The organism is uncultured Gemella sp. (assembly GCF_963525165.1).
In the GTDB taxonomy this organism is placed as follows: domain Bacteria; phylum Bacillota; class Bacilli; order Staphylococcales; family Gemellaceae; genus Gemella.
On record NZ_CAURJN010000003.1, the window covers coordinates 66,838 to 82,971 of the forward strand.

The following is a 16,134-nucleotide window of genomic DNA, read 5'->3' on the forward strand; positions in this document are numbered from 1 at the left end:
TATTTTAAAAAAAACATAACAAGTAAAAAATTACTCATTATGTTTAATTACACTAATCATATCTTCTGGTAAATCTGCTCTTACATTCACTACTTCATCTGTGATAGGATGAATAAATTTCAAATTCATACAATGGAGAGCTTGTCTAGATATATTACTTACATCCCCTCCATATATCTCATCTCCAAGCAATGGGTATCCTCTATACTTCATATGTACCCTTATCTGGTGCGTTCTGCCTGTGTAAAGTTTTAGTTTAACAACACTGATATTTTTGTCTGAAATATACTCTTCTAGCCAATATTCAGTCTTAGCAAATTCTCCACCTTCACCTACTTCACGCTCTATAATGCTAGAACTTACTCGTCGGATAGGGGCTTCTATTATCTCATTATCCGCTACTTTTCCATTTACCAAAGCAGTATAATACTTATGTATCTGAAGATTACTAAACAATGCATGAACATGTCTATGTTTGGCAATCAACACCAATCCCGAAGTATTCTTATCTAGACGTGTTACTATATGTGGAATTGTATTACTATTTTTCTTTTTAAAATAGTAATTTACTCTTTCAAGAAGTGATTCATCCTCAAGGTTTCTAGACGGTATTGAAGGTAAATTAATCTCTTTATTTACAATTAAAAAATAAGAATCCTCGTAAACAATATCAATAGGCTTATCTATAAATCTAACAAATTCACTAAAATTTTCGCTCGGTAAAGTAATTTCTACAATATCATTTTTTTTCAGAAGATATCTAACATTCTCTTCTCTACCGTTTACTTTTATGCTTCCATCACTATCAAACTTTATTCTTGTTAAAGTTTTTCTAGAAATATTATTCGCTAACAGAAACTCCCTTAAAACTTGTTCTTCTCGAATTGTATATTTTAAAATAATATTAGTCATTTTTTATAAATGATCTCTTCACTCGTTGCCAAAAGCTATCTTCATTATAACGAATAAAAGAAACCTTTTTATCCTTTGCTAAAGTTATTTTTATTTTGGCTACACTATCATAATTATAATGCATGTGATCTACTGTAATACGATGATTTTCCGGTCTCATAGGTTTAATCATAAGCTCATCATTTTGAGATAAGATTAATGGATTCCCTAGTGTTCTATAAACAAGATTATTTAAAGCTGCAATTTCTGTTACCTGATACAATGGTAATTGCGGATGAATTACAGCACCACCTAAGCTCTTATTATAAGCTGTAGAACCTGTCGGCGTACTTATACATAAACCATCCCCTCTAAAACTTTCAAAGTGAACACCATTAATATAAACTTTCGCCGCATAAGTTACTCCTGTATGATTGTTTACAGTCACTTCATTTAAAGAATAATAATCAGAAACCAAATCTCCATTAGAGCAATATGCTTTTACTCTTAACAATGGATATTCTTCAATCTTTGGAGTTAACGCTAACATATCAAAGAATATTTTTTCATAGTTTTGTGCAGAATAATCTGTATAAAACCCTAAATGCCCTGTATGAATTGATAAAAATTTTACCGTATCTAACTTATCCATATATTTATTAAAAGTACGAAGTACAGTCCCATCTCCACCAATCGCAAAAACATAATCAGGATTTTCCTTATCTTCTATCATTTTACTCGATAATAGAAAGTCCTTCAGTTGTAATCCTATTTTTTCTGAAATCTCGTCATGTCTTACTTCTACACTAAATTTTCCTTGTAACATTTTGATCTTCACCCATTATTTTTTCATAATTTTCTAACCACACATCTGCAAAATCTGGTGCAAGCGCTCCTTGATTTTTATCAATCCATTCTTGAAGTTTATTCACGTTATATTTCAAAATTTTATCTATTTTTTCTCCATATTTATAGCGAACTTTATTCTGATTATATTCGTCTTCATCAAGTAAGAAATACTTTCCATCAGGATATTTCTTTATATCTAAATCATAATCTATGTATTTCACTCCATCTACATCATATGCAAATGGACTACTTAAATTAGAATAATAATGTACCCCATCTTCCCTAAACATACAAATTATGTTAAACCAGCATTCATTATGAAAATATACTAAAGCTACTTCTTTAGTGACCCAGGTTCTTCCATCATTTTCTGTGACAAGTGTTCTATTGTTAGCTAAAATTAGAACTTGTTCATCCGCTTCTAGCACAACATTTTTATGCCAAATTCTATGTATTGAACCATCATGTTTATATGCTATTATTTTTACTACATCGCCCTTTTTAGGTCTTTCTCCTCTGTACATAGTTCCTCCTTTCATACTCTTTTTTAATGTCTTTTTAATTATAACATATTTAATATATTTCATTCTACTCTAATAACAATTTTTTTATAAATTTCTTTACCCATTTTCTATAAATAATATTAAAAAAGCAACTTCAAAATTTTTCTTAGACTCAATTTTGAAATTGCTTTTTATATTTATATTCTATTCGTAATCTATTACTCCAAGAGCAATCTTAGCATAACGTGACATTCTATCTTTTGTCCAAGCCGGTTCCCATACTATGTTGACGTCTACTGATTCTATCTCATCAACACCTAACATCGCTGTCTCAACTTGTTCGATGATAATCGGTGCTAGAGGGCATCCCATTGATGTTAGCGTCATATCAACGATTGCATGCTTATTATCGTCACTCATCTTAACATCATACACTAATCCTAAATTCATAATATCGATACCAAGTTCAGGGTCTATTACATTTTCTAATGCTTCTATCACTCTATCTTTTAATGTTTCCATTTCTTTACCTCTTTACTTTAACTCTCCAATAAATTTAACCTTATTTATTTGGATTTTCTATAATTACAGCTCCCTGTTCTGTTCCTTTAATACATAATTTGCACATGTTTAAAAATAAACCATGCTCTACTACTCCAACTATACTTTCTAGTTTTTCTTTTACAGCTTTAATATCAAATCCGTAACCTAAGTGTAAATCTACAATATAATTATTGTTGTCAGTTATAAGAGTAGCTCCATCTTTTAATCTTAACACTGGTTTTAGTCCCACTTCTTCCATTTTTCTTATAGTATGACTATAACCAAATGGCAATATCTCTACAGGTAGGTTGAAGTTACCAAGTTTTTCTACATCTTTACTCTCATCATAGATCCAGATTACTTCACGAGCAATATCAGAAACTATTTTTTCTCTAAATAACGCTGCTCCTCCACCTTTTATCGCATTAAAGTCTTTATCGATTTCATCTACACCATCGACAGCAAGATCAATATGATCAATCTCTTCTAGTTCTTTGATTGTAAGACCAAGACTTTTAGCTAATTCCACAGTTTGAATAGAAGTTGATACCATTTCAACATTCAAACCTTCTTTTACTTTATCAGCTAGCGCATGAACAAAATAGAATACAGTCGAACCTGTCCCTAAACCAACGATCATACCATCTTTTACATATTCTACAGCCTTTTTACCAACAACTTCTTTTAGATTCATTTCGGTTCCCCTCTTTATGTATATGTTACTTTTAAATTATTTATATTCTACTAATAGATATTTCTTCTTACCACGTCTAAGTACTGTAAATCCATCTTCTAATCTGTCTTTAGCATCTACAACATATTCTAAGTCTGTAATTTTATCCCCGTTCACATAAACAGCTCCATTATTTACATCTTCACGAGCTTGACGTTTTGATTGAACTAAATTACTTTCAACTAGGAAATCTACGATATTGTATTCTTTTTTCTCTAATTCAGATTTTGGCATTCCTTTAACAGCTGCTTTTAATTCATCGTGAGTTAACTCTTTAATGTTTCCTGAGAATAATGCTTTTGTAATGTTTAATGCACTTTCTAATGCTTTTTCACCGTGAACAATTTTCACCATTTCTTCTGCTAATGCTTTTTGAGCAAGGCGTAAGTGTGGTTCTTTTTCTGAGCTTTCTCTTAACGCTTCAATTTGATCTTTTTCTAAGAATGTGAATTTCTTAAGAGCTGGTACTACTTCTGTATCCGCAGTGTTGAACCAGAATTGGTAGAATTCATAAGGTGTCGTTTGTTCTGGATCTAACCATACTGCTCCACCTGTAGATTTACCAAATTTAGTTCCATCAGATTTAAGCATTAATGGAATAGTAAATCCATATGCTTCAACATCTCCACGAAGTTTTCTCATGATTTCTAGACCAGTAGTAATGTTACCCCATTGGTCTGAACCACCAATTTGTAATTTAACATTGTGGTATTCATTTAAGTATGCATAGTCAATACCTTGTAGTATAGTATAACTGAATTCTGTAAATGATAATCCGTTATCTAGACGGCTTGAAATTGAATCCTTCGCTAGTAAATAGTTGATGTTTACTAATTTTCCATAGTCACGTAAAAATTCGATCATAGAAAGTTTTCCTAACCAGTCACGGTTATTTACGAATTTGATATTGTCATCTCCACGGAAAATATTACGAAGTTGTGCTTCAAGACGACGAGCATTATCTTCAATTACTTCAAGGCTTTGTAATTGACGTTCTTCACTTCTTCCTGATGGGTCTCCGATAATACCAGTTCCTCCACCTACTAAAATAACAGGTTTATGCCCATGCTGTTGAAATCTTTTTAATGTTAAAAATGGTAGTAAGTGTCCAATATGTAGTGAGTTACCAGTTGGGTCTGTACCGCAGTAAATTGACACACTTTCTTTTTCTAATAATTCTTTTATTCCTTCTTCATCTGTTTGTTGATAAACTAAATCTCTATATTTTAAATCTTCTAATAATTTACTCATTAAAATTCCTCCATATCAATTTTTATACACTTACCTCAATTATATCATATTTTTATTTTTTGTTTTATATTTTTCTTATATTTTAAAAACAAACTAATAAATTCTTAGGGAAATTTCTATAGAAAAAACTAGAATCTATCATTAAAAATAAACAACTCCCCTAACCTAACTTCTAATTAAAAATATATCCTTAAGTTATCCTTCAGCTATTTACAAAGCTAAGATTTAGTTTGCAAATTAACTATATATCCTCCACACCCCTAGCATATAATTTAGTTTTTCCTGTAAAATTATGGTATAATAAAGGTTATAGTATGCAATCTAAGGAGATTTCAATGAAAAACAAGAAGATACTAACTTCTATAACGCAATCCCTCCTTCTTTCAACTGGACTTCTACTTAGTCTAAGTGCGGGGCTTGCTATTGGTTATGTGGGTGGCTTAGTTAAAGATCAACCTGTCTTAACTCAAAAAGAAATGAAAGATCAAATTAATAATATTAGTAAAAACAGTGAGGTCTACTTCGGAAGTGGGGAAAAATTAGGGACTATTAATTCCGAACTAATTAGGAAAACTGTCTCTTATGAAGAATTAGGAGATAATGTTAAAAATGCGATAATCGCTAGTGAAGATTCAAACTTTTATTCAAACAGTGGTGTTGATATCTTCGCCGTTATACGCGCCTCTCTTAGTGAAGTAACAGGAGCAAAAACAACAGGTGGTAGTACTATAACTCAGCAATTAGTAAAAAACCAGCTTCTTGATAATTCAAGATCTTATGAAAGAAAGGCAAAAGAAATATTACTAGCACTTCGTGTAGATAGTCATTTTTCTAAAAATGAAATCCTTGAAAATTACCTAAATGTTGCTCCATTCGGGAAAAATAGTTTAGGGCAAAACATCAGTGGAATCGAAACTGCAGCACAGGGAGTTTTTGGTGTTCACTCTAAAGATTTAAACATAGCTCAAGCTGCATATCTTGTAGGTTTTGTCCAATCGCCATACAAATACACACCATTTGACTCAGCTGGAAATATCAGATCAAATGAGGAACTTCAAGCTGGATTTGAACGACAACAATATGTATTAGAGCGTATGCTTTCAAATGATTTTATAACTAAAGCACAACTCGAAGAAGCTAAAAATTTCGATATTAAAGGTGCATTCACAAAACAAAAATATTCTGAATACACAGATTATCCTTTTATTCGTGACGAAGTTACTAGTTCAGTTGCAGAAATATTAGCCGAGCAAACCGCTTCTAAAAATCATAAAGAAGAAGCATTCAAAAACAATGCAGAATATAGAAATGATTTAATTGAAAAAAGCAGAATTAAATTCATAACTGGTGGGTATAAAGTAAAAACTACACTTGATAAAAAGCTTTATGATACACTACAAGAAACGAAAAAACAATTTGCTTCTTATCCAACATATACACATGCTGGTGTTGTTTATCCACTAGAAATTGGTGCATCTGTCATAGAAAATAGTACTGGTAAGGTTCTGGCATTTATCGGTGGTATGGACTACAAAAAACAACAACTAAACCATGCAACACGAACTCGTCGTTCTCCAGGTTCTACGATAAAACCACTATTAGTTTACGGACCAGCTATAGACAAAGGATATATTACACCTAATTCAACAGTTTTAGATAAAAGGTTTAATCACTACGGATGGCGACCTGAAAACTACGATATGTCAGAACATGGTTACCTACCTGCTAGACAAGCTTTAGCTAGATCACTCAACTTACCAACTATAAGACTTTACTCTGCTTTTTCTAACGAAGACCCTGTTTCTAATTATTTAGAAAAAATGAATATCGAGGGAATTACAGAAGCAGATAAAACTAATTTAGCTACTGCTATCGGTGGTATGACATATGGTTTATCCGTTACAGAAAATACTAGTGCTTTCTCTACTTTCGCTAATAAAGGAGAACATAAGAAGGCACATATTATTGAACAAATTGAAAATAATGACGGAGAAGTAATTTATAAGGCAGATTTTTCTCCAGTTAAAATATATGAAGAATCTACAAGTTACCTAATCGTCGATATGCTTGGAGATGTAATCAATAAGAGTTACGGGATTTCTCACGATATGCCCAGCAAACTTAAATTCAACTCTAAAAACTTATTTGTAAAAACAGGTACTTCTGAGTATTATAAAGATTTATGGGTTGTCGGTGGCTCTACAAAAATAACTGTTGGTCTATGGAATGGATATGATAGCCCAGCAAAAGTACCAAGTTACGACTACGCTCAAAGAAGCTGGATTGCTGTTATGAACGCAATTTATTCATATAACAAAAATCTAATTTCTCCAGACACTGCATTTAATAGACCTAAATCAGTTGTTGACTCAAGCATCAACGGTTATAACAATGCAAAAGGTGGAACAAAAGATATAATTCCAAATGGCTTTAAAGAATTATCTAAAGAAAAAACATTAGCCAAACTAGGTTATAACATTGATAAAAATATTTCATTTAATGATCCTTCAAAAATCATTATTAAAGAAAAAGATAATAAAGATAAGGATAAAGAACGAGATAAAAAAGAAGAGCGAGAAGAGCGTACAGTGACTATTACTGAAACTTCACCTCCTCCAATCTTAAAACCAACTGTTATCACAGAAGAAGATGAGGAATAAAAAGAAGGGATTGGCTAAAACGGTCAATCCCTTCTTATAATTTAATATTCTTACAGATTTTAAATCACATTGTCTCCATAAAATGCAACTTATATAATTTATATTTTAATATGCTAACTTAATTTTTATGATTTCAATTTAACCAACTCATCATATAAAGCCGGCAAATCATGGGCTTTTGCTATTTCAGACCATCCCTCTACATCATCTAATGCTTTAGCATGGGTTAAAGTGTATATCGCTCTTGTTAATGTGTAGAATTCCTGTAATGGTTTTAGTAAATTTTTAAGATTCGATTTACTTGTATCCCCCATAACTTTTTTATAAAGTGATGTTGCATCCTTGCTACCTTTACTTTTAATAACATCGTCAGGTATAATTCCTGAGTATGCTAAATACAATATATAATTATAAATCGCCTTAAACGTTCTATATGAATCAGCTACTTTGCTCCCACCATTATTTTGTTCTTCATTTTTTAATCTAAGATTACTTATTTGCTTTTGTATTGGAGTCTTTATTCTCTCTACAAGTAACCCTATGAATTCATCTGCAACTTTCTTTTGATTCTCAACTACATTATTTGGTGTAATATTTTTCTGCAGTAGTCTATTATAAAAATCACCAAAAATCTTATCTAATTCGTATGTGTCTTCTTCAGTTAGATACTCTTCAGGCTTAACAAATTTTTTTATAATTGGTGGAAACTCAATTGTTTTTCCTACATTAAATGTTCCTACTGTCATATTTAATGATTGAACAAAATCATTTTTTCTTACAAAATTATAAATATGATGAGCACTTTTGGCATAATAATTAGAAGTAAATTCTTGGAGTTTATTAGTCTCCTCTAAATCTTTTTCTAAAAAATACTCTTGTAACTTTTTGTTGAATTTTTTATCATATTTTCTTAATTGTTTTAACTGTGGCAATGCTGTATTGAATGTATAAACTCGCTGATATATTTTCTTAAGTAACTCTACGGTGATAGCTAAATGACCACCAAGAGAATGTCCAGCTGCAACTTTATAGCACACATCAAAGTCTAGAATCTTTCTTTTTAAAAATCTATTAAATAAACATGCTGAGTCTATCTGACTAGTATTTTCTCCTGAAACTATTCCTGTATAATTGTAAAACCAATCACTAATATCTTCACTCTCACTACCTCTGTAAATAACAAGAAGTTCTTTAAGTTCTGGTATATAGATTGCTGTAGCTTGAAATCCATTTTTCGTAATCTTTGGAATTGATATTCCACTATTGTAAACTTCAATCTCTTCAAATATTTTTCCAGTTACATCTTTTATAATTCTTTTTATTTTATATTCTATAGTGCTCTGTTTTTTGCTTCCTTTTATCAAATACTCATACTCTGCTAATTTTGCTACAAGTAATGGATTATGAAAAAACCTTAACATCAATATATCACTCCTTTTATAAAATCAATTATAACATATTTTATAAATAATATAAAAATTCTATATCTTCCCAATTAATGAGAAAATATAGAATTCTATTTTTATTATACGTTGAATCTAAATAACATGATGTCGCCGTCTTTTACTTCGTATTCTTTACCTTCAAGACGAACACGACCAGCTTCTTTAGCTTTTGGCATACTTCCGTATTCAACTAAGTCATCATAACTTACAGTTTCAGCACGGATAAATCCACGTTCGAAGTCAGAGTGGATAATTCCAGCACATTCAGGAGCTAACATACCTTTTTTGAATGTCCATGCACGTACTTCTTGCACACCTGCTGTGAAGTATGTTGCTAATCCTAATAGACTGTAACTTGCTTTGATTAATTTATCTAATCCACTTTCATCAATTCCTAACTCTTCAAGGAACATTGCTTTTTCTTCATCTTCTAACGAAGCCATTTCTTCTTCGATTTTTGCACAAACTACGATTACTTGGCTTCCTTCACTTGCAGCAAATTCACGTACACTAGCTACGTGTTTGTTAGAATCAACGTCTAGTAAATCATCTTCACTTACGTTAGCAACATAAAGCATAGGTTTCATTGTTAATAAATGTAATCCTTTTGCGATTTTTTGCTCTTCTTTATCTAATTCTAAAAGTCTAGCTGGTTTTTCTTCTTTAAGAATATCACGCACTTTAGAAAGCACAGAAAATTCTGCAACTGCATCTTTATCTTTTTGTTTAGCTTGTTTTTCAACACGTCCGATACGTTTTTCAACGCTTTCTAAGTCTGCTAGGATTAACTCTAAGTTAATAACTTCGATATCGTATAATGGATCTACTCCACCAGCAACGTGGGTAATGTTTTCATCTTCAAAACACCTAACAACTTGACAAATTGCATCTACTTCACGAATGTGACTTAAGAATTTATTTCCTAGTCCTTCTCCTTTAGATGCACCTTTTACGATACCAGCAATGTCTGTAAATTCAAATGATGTTGGTACTGTTTTTTTAGGTTCTACTAACTCTGTTAATTTATTTAATCTGTGGTCTGGTACTTCTACAATTCCTACGTTTGGATCAATTGTTGCGAAAGGATAGTTCGCTGCTAATGCTCCTGCTTTTGTAATTGCGTTAAAAAGTGTACTTTTCCCTACGTTTGGTAATCCTACTATTCCGGCTGTTAATGCCATAGTATCAATCACTCCTTTTCTTCATTAATTTCTTATATTACTTAGGTCTTGCCTACTCAACTTAACTATTATAACATAAAACGCAAAACTTATCATTTAATATTATGCCATTTGAAAAATATTTTGTTAATAATAATTAATTTTATTTATTAGTATCATTAAAGATACTTACTATCATAAAAGTACGTACTTTACAAAATGTATTTTGGTATGTAAAATATATTACGAGAGTTGATTCAAAATTCCTAAATTTTAAATTTTAAAAAAGTGTATATGTTAACTCACAGACGCAGTGGTTTATTGATATCTAAATTCGCTTTATAAAAGCTTTTTAGATATCTAGTAAACCACTGCGGAAAGTGGCTCGACAAAATCTTGTTTCTTAAGAAATCACGATTTTTGAGTCACTCCCATGAAAAAAATTTTTAAAAGGATGGTAATTAACTATGAAAAAATACAATTCAAATATAAAACTTGGAACTGCAACACTTAATGTTGTAAACTTTGAAAGACAGCTTAAATTCTACACAGAAGCTATGGGTATGACTGTAATTTCTAAAAATGAAAATGAAGCTACTTTAGGTACTTCTGATAATACTCCGCTTCTTCACATAAAAAAAGTCGATGGTCCTCTAGCACGTTCTTACGGACTATATCACATAGCCTATCTAGTTCCAGATGAACAAAGTCTAGCAAATATACTGCGTCGCTTTATAGATTCTAATATACCTTTAGATGGTGGCTCTGATCACGGTTATAGTAATGCCCTTTACCTAAGTGATATAGAAGGCAATGGAATAGAAGTATATTATGATAAAGACGAATCTACTTGGGACATAAAAGAAGATGGAAGAATTATAGGAGTAACTAAGCCTATCGATGCTCCTCATCTACTTGATATTTCTGAAACTGTAGTGCCTTATACTTTACCTGTAGGAACTATTATTGGGCACATTCATCTAAGTGTTCAAAACTCTACCGTTTCTTCTAACTTCTATCAAGAAGTACTAGGATTTAGTGATAAATTCACCGTGGCTAGCGCTAGTTGGATTGCTTACGGCAATTACCACCACCATCTGGCTATTAATCAATGGGAAGGTCCTAATCTAAATCTTAGACAAAAAGGTACACCAGGTTTAGATCATTTTGAAATTCTATTTATTTATGATGTTGCTTACAATAAAGTTGTAGAAAATATAAAAAATAACAACGCTAAAATCATCTCTGAATATGACGATAAAATCATCATTAATGATCCTAATGGAATTGAAATTCATTTAATAAAAGAAGTATAATATCTAAAAATCTTTACGTGAGTGATTCATCAAAATCGATTTCTCTGAAATCACAATTTTCAAGTCACTCTCTTTTAGTTTTTATTCGCTTATTTCCCTAGCTTTATGATATAATAAGAATATTATTTTATCAGAAGGAGGAACTATGCAAGATTTTATAGCACAATTTGGTAGCTTTGCACCTATAGTATTTTTAATACTAGCATCTATATTACCAATATTTTTATTCCCACCAGGGATATTCTCAGCAATTGGTGGTTATTTATTTGGTTTTACTCATGGTTTTATCCTTTCGATAATTTCTGCGTTAATATATACTAGTGCGATGTTTTTTATTGCAAGATACTTCGCCAGTGATTATGTAGAAAAATACTTAGCGAAAAAACTATCGAAAAAACAATATGATACAATTTTCGGTATTAGTGAAAATAAACTAACAATATTTTTAATAATCTACAGATTAATCCCAATTCTTCCAAATAGTGTTATTTGTTACTCATATGGTTTAACTAGAATATCATTTAAAAAATATTTTATCGGTAATCTTATTGGACTGATCCCTGGAAAAATGATTTGGTTACACTTCGGAACTACTCTAAATAATATTGGGAGTATGGAATTTATATATGGAATAATTATTATTTTGGCTTTTGCCTTTATTAGTTCCACAGTAGCAAAAAGGTTTAATAAGTAAGTATAAAAGCTAGTGATACTATTTAAAGATTCACTAGCTTTTTTTTATGAATTTTTCTCTACTATTTTTTTAATTTTTTTGTTAAACTCACGTCTTGGCATCATAATATTATTATCACACTTTAAGCATTTTATCTTTATATCTGCCCCCATACGTGTAATTTGCCATCTATTTGTGCCACAAGGGTGTTGTTTTTTCATTTCAACTATGTCATTTAATTCATATTCCATAATCCAACCTCCTATTTTTCTTCATTTGATGTTAATAATGATTCAAACTCTTTATAGAAATCACGTCGTAATCTAGTTTCAATTTCATTTTTCTTTCCTACTTTAGCTTTTCCAATAACATGTATCGTAACAATATTATCTGCAATTTTTTCTATATAATCGATGTGTAATTTATCATTTTTATATAATAAATCATGATATTCTTTACTATTGTTAGCATTACCTATTACTTTATTAACTCTCTCTTCAATTTTCTCAATAGACTCATCAATCTTAATTGGTAGTTCTACTAATGCTAAGTTATACATTAAAGAATAGTTTACTACTTGATTAATAGTCCCATTAGGAATGAAGTATACTTCACCATCTTTAGAACGAATTTTCGTAGAGCGTAATCCAAGTGACATTACATAACCTCCAGCAATAAAGGCTGCTTGATTATAAATTTTAACATTATCCCCTACATCAAATTGTCCTTCAAGAATGATAAAAAATCCAGATATAATATCTTTAACTAAACTCTGTGCACCAAAACCAATAGCTACCGATGCTATACCTGCACTGGCCACAATACTCGTAGTATTAACTCCTAAGATTGATAAAACTTGAAAAAATGCAATAAAGTAGATTGCATAACGAACTGCACTTTTAACAAGTTTGTGTAACGTTTCTGATCTTTTCTCATTAAACTTTATATTAAATTTCTTATTGGCATTATCACTCGTTGTCATCACATAATCAATAATTTTATTAAAAATACGAACTAGAATTGATGCAATAATAAAAATTCCAATTATAAGTAATAGTTTTTCTAAAACTGCAATAAATAAATCAGTGTTACTTAATGAAGTTTTGACTTTTTCAATACTGTTCATAATTATTCTTCCTTGAATAATGAAATAATACGTTCAAATTCATCATTATCTTTGAACTCAATTTCAATCTTACCTTTTTTATTACGACCTTGTTTAATCGTTACAGAAGTTCCAAGACGCTTTTTAAGAATATTTTCCTGCTCTTCTATAAAAATATCCTTAGCCTTCGTTTTCTTGACCTCTTTCGGTTTCAGTAACTTCGCTACATATTCTTCTAATTCACGAACAGACATTTTTCTTTCAACTACTAAAGCACAAACCTCTTCCATAGCTTTTTTAGTTTTTAATGCAAGTAACGTCCTTGCATGCGCAGCGCTTATCAACCCTTGCTCTAGTTTGATTTTAATTTCTGTAGGCAATTTTAATAAACGTAAGCTATTAGCAATATACGGTCTACTTTTACCAAGTTTATTAGCTAATTCTTCTTGAGTTAAAGACATTTTATCCATCAAGTTTTTATAACTTTCCGATTCCTCTAAAGCTGACAAATCTTCACGTTGTAGGTTTTCTAATACAGCAAAGACCATCATTTCTTCATCTGTCATCTCTTTAATAATAGCTGGAATTTCTTTTCTACCTAGCAGTTCAAACGCTCTATAACGACGCTCACCTGCTATAATGTAATACCCTTTTACAGCTTTTTTTACAATAATAGGTTGCAATAAACCATTTTTTTCAATAGATTCTTTTAATTCGTTTAATTTTTCTTCATTAAAATAAGTACGTGGTTGATATGGATTCTTTTTAATCTCATCAAGTGCAATTTCCACTATTTTATCATTATCAGTAACTAATTCAATATTTTCAGTAGCGAAAATAGCATCAAGTCCACGTCCTAAACCTTTACCTAGTTTCTTAGCCACGTTCAATCACCTCTTTAGCTAATGATAAGTATTGTTTTGCACCATTAGAATTTTTCGCATATTCAATAATTGGTTCACCAAAACTTGGGGCTTCACTTAAACGCACAGTTCTTGCAATAACTGTTTCAAATGCTTTATCTTTGAAATGCTCTCTTACTTGTTCTGCTACTTGGTTAGATATATTTGTTCTGCTATCAGTCATAGTAAGTAATACCCCAAAAATATCCAATTTAGAATTAAGATGTTTTCTTACTATATTGAATGTATTCATAAGCTGACTAAGCCCTTCTAAGGCATAATATTCCGTCTGTACGGGGATAATTACTCCATCAGCTGCAGTCAATGAATTTAATGTAATAAGCCCTAAAGATGGAGGGCAATCAATTACTACATAATCATACTCCTCTTTAATTTCAGATATTGCATTTTTCATGCGTTGCTCACGGCTAATTGCTGAGACAAGCTCAACTTCTGCCCCCGCCAATGCAATACTAGAAGGCACAATATCCAGATTTTCATAAGCTGTTTTAATAATTACATCATTAATATTAACTTCATCTACAAGAATATTATAAATTGATTGGCTTATAGCTGCCTTATCTACACCAACACCACTAGTTGCATTAGCCTGTGGATCAGTATCAATTAATAGTACTTTCTTTTTAAGATGAGCTAACGAAGCTGCTAAATTTATCGAAGTAGTTGTTTTTCCTACTCCACCTTTTTGATTACATATCGCTAATATTTTCATCATTTACCTCTTTTTTGGCAAAGCGCGGTACAGTAACTTTAATAACCACACTTTCCATAGTTTCTTCTTCTTCTTTGTTTAAATTTATATTATATTTCTCTTCCAGTTTAGCTATCTCTTTTATAAGCTTAGCTATAATTTTTTGTCCATCATAATTTACAGTTGGATTAAATACTTTAGTGTCTTTTTTAATTTTTAAATATGTATCAATTTTTTCTTCAGTTTGAGATACATTAAGATTTTGTGATAAAATTTGAATCAATAATTTTTCTTGAGCAGAAGGATCTAACTTAACCATAGCACGACCATGACGTTCAGTAATCTTCTTAGTATTTATTGAATCAATAACCTTTTTACTTAATTTTAATAATCGTAATTTATTAGCTACAGTCGCTTGAGTTTTCCCTAAAGACTTAGCAAGCTCATCTTGAGTAAGTTTATTAATTCTAAGTAACTCTTGATATGCATGGGCCTCTTCTATTGGTGTCAATTCTTCTCTTTGAATATTTTCGATTAATGCAAGTGTCGCCATCTGTTCGTCAGTTAATTCCTTAACGATAGCCTTAGTTTTAGCATATTGTAAATACTTAATAGCTCTTAAACGTCTTTCCCCAGCAATAAGTTCATAGAAACCATTTCCCATGTCTCGAACAGTAATAGATTGAAGTAATCCATTTTGTTTAATTGATTCAGCTAGTTCCTTTATCTTTTCTTCAGTAAATTCTCTTCTTGGTTGATATTTATTAGGTACAATCTTCTCAACTAATATCTCTCTAAGTACATCATCATCAGAAATACCTACTTTTTCTGCTCTCTGTGTTAAATCATATAGCTTACTAAATGGTTTTACACTCTCTGTCATATTTTACCTCCTATAACTTTATATACACTAATACAATATCATACTTTAAAATAATTGTCAAAAATATTTCCCAATATATACTACCTTGTAAGGCTATTTAAATAGAACTATAAAGGAATATTTCCGAAATAAACTAGATATTCTGTTAAAAACAATAAAAAAAAGTGTAACCATAAATGATTACACCTTGTACAGGGACGGCAGGAATCGAACCCACACCAAAGGTTTTGGAGACCTTTGTTCTACCGTTAAACTACGTCCCTAAGAATGGTGGGAAGAAGTGGATTCGAACCACTGAACCCGAAGGAGCGGATTTACAGTCCGCCGCGTTTAGCCTCTTCGCTATCTTCCCAAAAATATAAAAAAATGCCGGCCAGAGGACTTGAACCCCCGACCTACTGATTACAAGTCAGTTGCTCTACCAACTGAGCTAGGCCGGCAACATGGTGCCTCGAGACAGAGTCGAACTGCCGACACATGGAGCTTCAATCCATTGCTCTACCAACTG

At 31.2% G+C, this 16,134-nt stretch carries 16 protein-coding genes and 3 tRNA genes; 3 read left to right on the forward strand and 16 right to left on the reverse strand.

Annotated features, from left to right (window positions below; translation table 11 throughout):
• Positions 1-30: 30 nt before the first annotated feature.
• The 6 genes from RWQ74_RS01220 to tyrS form a co-directional block, all read right to left on the reverse strand.
• A complete protein-coding gene (locus RWQ74_RS01220) occupies positions 31-912 on the reverse strand; it encodes an RluA family pseudouridine synthase (protein ID WP_314396041.1) in 882 nt (293 codons plus the stop codon).
• Positions 905-1,717, reverse strand: a complete 813-nt coding sequence (locus RWQ74_RS01225; RefSeq protein WP_314160475.1) for an NAD kinase — start codon at positions 1,715-1,717, stop codon at positions 905-907. The genes RWQ74_RS01220 and RWQ74_RS01225 overlap by 8 nt, the downstream gene beginning before the upstream one ends.
• On the reverse strand, positions 1,698-2,264 hold the full coding sequence (locus RWQ74_RS01230) for a DUF402 domain-containing protein (RefSeq protein ID WP_314396044.1): 567 nt from the start codon (positions 2,262-2,264) through the stop codon (positions 1,698-1,700). Before RWQ74_RS01230 ends, RWQ74_RS01225 begins: the two co-directional genes overlap by 20 nt.
• Before the next feature lie 183 nt (positions 2,265-2,447).
• Positions 2,448-2,765, reverse strand: a complete 318-nt coding sequence (locus tag RWQ74_RS01235) for a metal-sulfur cluster assembly factor (RefSeq protein ID WP_314396046.1) — start codon at positions 2,763-2,765, stop codon at positions 2,448-2,450.
• A 40-nt stretch (positions 2,766-2,805) separates the two neighbouring features.
• On the reverse strand, positions 2,806-3,480 hold the full coding sequence (rpiA, locus tag RWQ74_RS01240) for a ribose-5-phosphate isomerase RpiA (RefSeq protein WP_314396048.1): 675 nt from the start codon (positions 3,478-3,480) through the stop codon (positions 2,806-2,808).
• Between the two features lie 36 nt (positions 3,481-3,516).
• A complete protein-coding gene (tyrS, locus tag RWQ74_RS01245; protein WP_314396050.1) occupies positions 3,517-4,770 on the reverse strand; it encodes a tyrosine--tRNA ligase in 1,254 nt (417 codons plus the stop codon).
• A 335-nt stretch (positions 4,771-5,105) separates the two neighbouring features.
• Here tyrS and RWQ74_RS01250 point away from each other — a divergent pair, with 335 nt between their 5' ends.
• Positions 5,106-7,430, forward strand: a complete 2,325-nt coding sequence (locus RWQ74_RS01250) for a transglycosylase domain-containing protein (RefSeq protein WP_314396052.1) — start codon at positions 5,106-5,108, stop codon at positions 7,428-7,430.
• A gap of 125 nt (positions 7,431-7,555) precedes the next feature.
• Here RWQ74_RS01250 and RWQ74_RS01255 read toward each other — a convergent pair whose 3' ends face one another.
• Both RWQ74_RS01255 and ychF read right to left on the reverse strand, forming a co-directional pair.
• On the reverse strand, positions 7,556-8,851 hold the full coding sequence (locus RWQ74_RS01255; RefSeq protein WP_314396054.1) for a DUF6792 domain-containing protein: 1,296 nt from the start codon (positions 8,849-8,851) through the stop codon (positions 7,556-7,558).
• A 104-nt stretch (positions 8,852-8,955) separates the two neighbouring features.
• Positions 8,956-10,056: a redox-regulated ATPase YchF gene (ychF, locus tag RWQ74_RS01260; protein WP_314396056.1), complete on the reverse strand. Its 1,101-nt coding sequence runs from the start codon at positions 10,054-10,056 to the stop codon at positions 8,956-8,958.
• Between the two features lie 446 nt (positions 10,057-10,502).
• Between ychF and RWQ74_RS01265 the strand changes: the two genes are divergently transcribed.
• Positions 10,503-11,351 carry a VOC family protein gene (locus RWQ74_RS01265; protein WP_314396057.1) on the forward strand — a complete coding sequence of 283 codons (849 nt, stop codon included), beginning with the start codon at positions 10,503-10,505 and terminating at the stop codon, positions 11,349-11,351.
• Positions 11,352-11,496: 145 nt separating this feature from the next.
• Positions 11,497-12,045, forward strand: coding sequence for a VTT domain-containing protein (locus tag RWQ74_RS01270; RefSeq protein WP_314396059.1), 549 nt, complete (start codon positions 11,497-11,499; stop codon positions 12,043-12,045).
• 44 nt (positions 12,046-12,089) lie between these two features.
• Here the strand turns inward: RWQ74_RS01270 and RWQ74_RS01275 are convergent, their stop codons facing one another.
• The 8 genes from RWQ74_RS01275 to RWQ74_RS01310 form a co-directional block, all read right to left on the reverse strand.
• Positions 12,090-12,275 carry a DUF951 domain-containing protein gene (locus tag RWQ74_RS01275; protein WP_003143961.1) on the reverse strand — a complete coding sequence of 62 codons (186 nt, stop codon included), beginning with the start codon at positions 12,273-12,275 and terminating at the stop codon, positions 12,090-12,092.
• Positions 12,276-12,286: 11 nt separating this feature from the next.
• On the reverse strand, positions 12,287-13,150 hold the full coding sequence (locus RWQ74_RS01280) for a mechanosensitive ion channel family protein (protein ID WP_314396062.1): 864 nt from the start codon (positions 13,148-13,150) through the stop codon (positions 12,287-12,289).
• Positions 13,151-13,152: 2 nt separating this feature from the next.
• Positions 13,153-14,013 carry a ParB/RepB/Spo0J family partition protein gene (locus RWQ74_RS01285; RefSeq protein ID WP_314396064.1) on the reverse strand — a complete coding sequence of 287 codons (861 nt, stop codon included), beginning with the start codon at positions 14,011-14,013 and terminating at the stop codon, positions 13,153-13,155.
• On the reverse strand, positions 14,006-14,764 hold the full coding sequence (locus RWQ74_RS01290; protein ID WP_314396066.1) for an AAA family ATPase: 759 nt from the start codon (positions 14,762-14,764) through the stop codon (positions 14,006-14,008). Before RWQ74_RS01290 ends, RWQ74_RS01285 begins: the two co-directional genes overlap by 8 nt.
• Positions 14,742-15,626, reverse strand: coding sequence for a ParB/RepB/Spo0J family partition protein (locus tag RWQ74_RS01295; RefSeq protein ID WP_314396068.1), 885 nt, complete (start codon positions 15,624-15,626; stop codon positions 14,742-14,744). The genes RWQ74_RS01290 and RWQ74_RS01295 overlap by 23 nt, the downstream gene beginning before the upstream one ends.
• Positions 15,627-15,818: 192 nt before the next feature.
• Positions 15,819-15,889, reverse strand: a tRNA-Trp gene (locus tag RWQ74_RS01300).
• Positions 15,890-15,894: 5 nt separating this feature from the next.
• Positions 15,895-15,978 (reverse strand) — tRNA-Tyr (locus tag RWQ74_RS01305).
• A gap of 15 nt (positions 15,979-15,993) precedes the next feature.
• Positions 15,994-16,066 (reverse strand) — tRNA-Thr (locus RWQ74_RS01310).
• Positions 16,067-16,134: the final 68 nt, after the last annotated feature.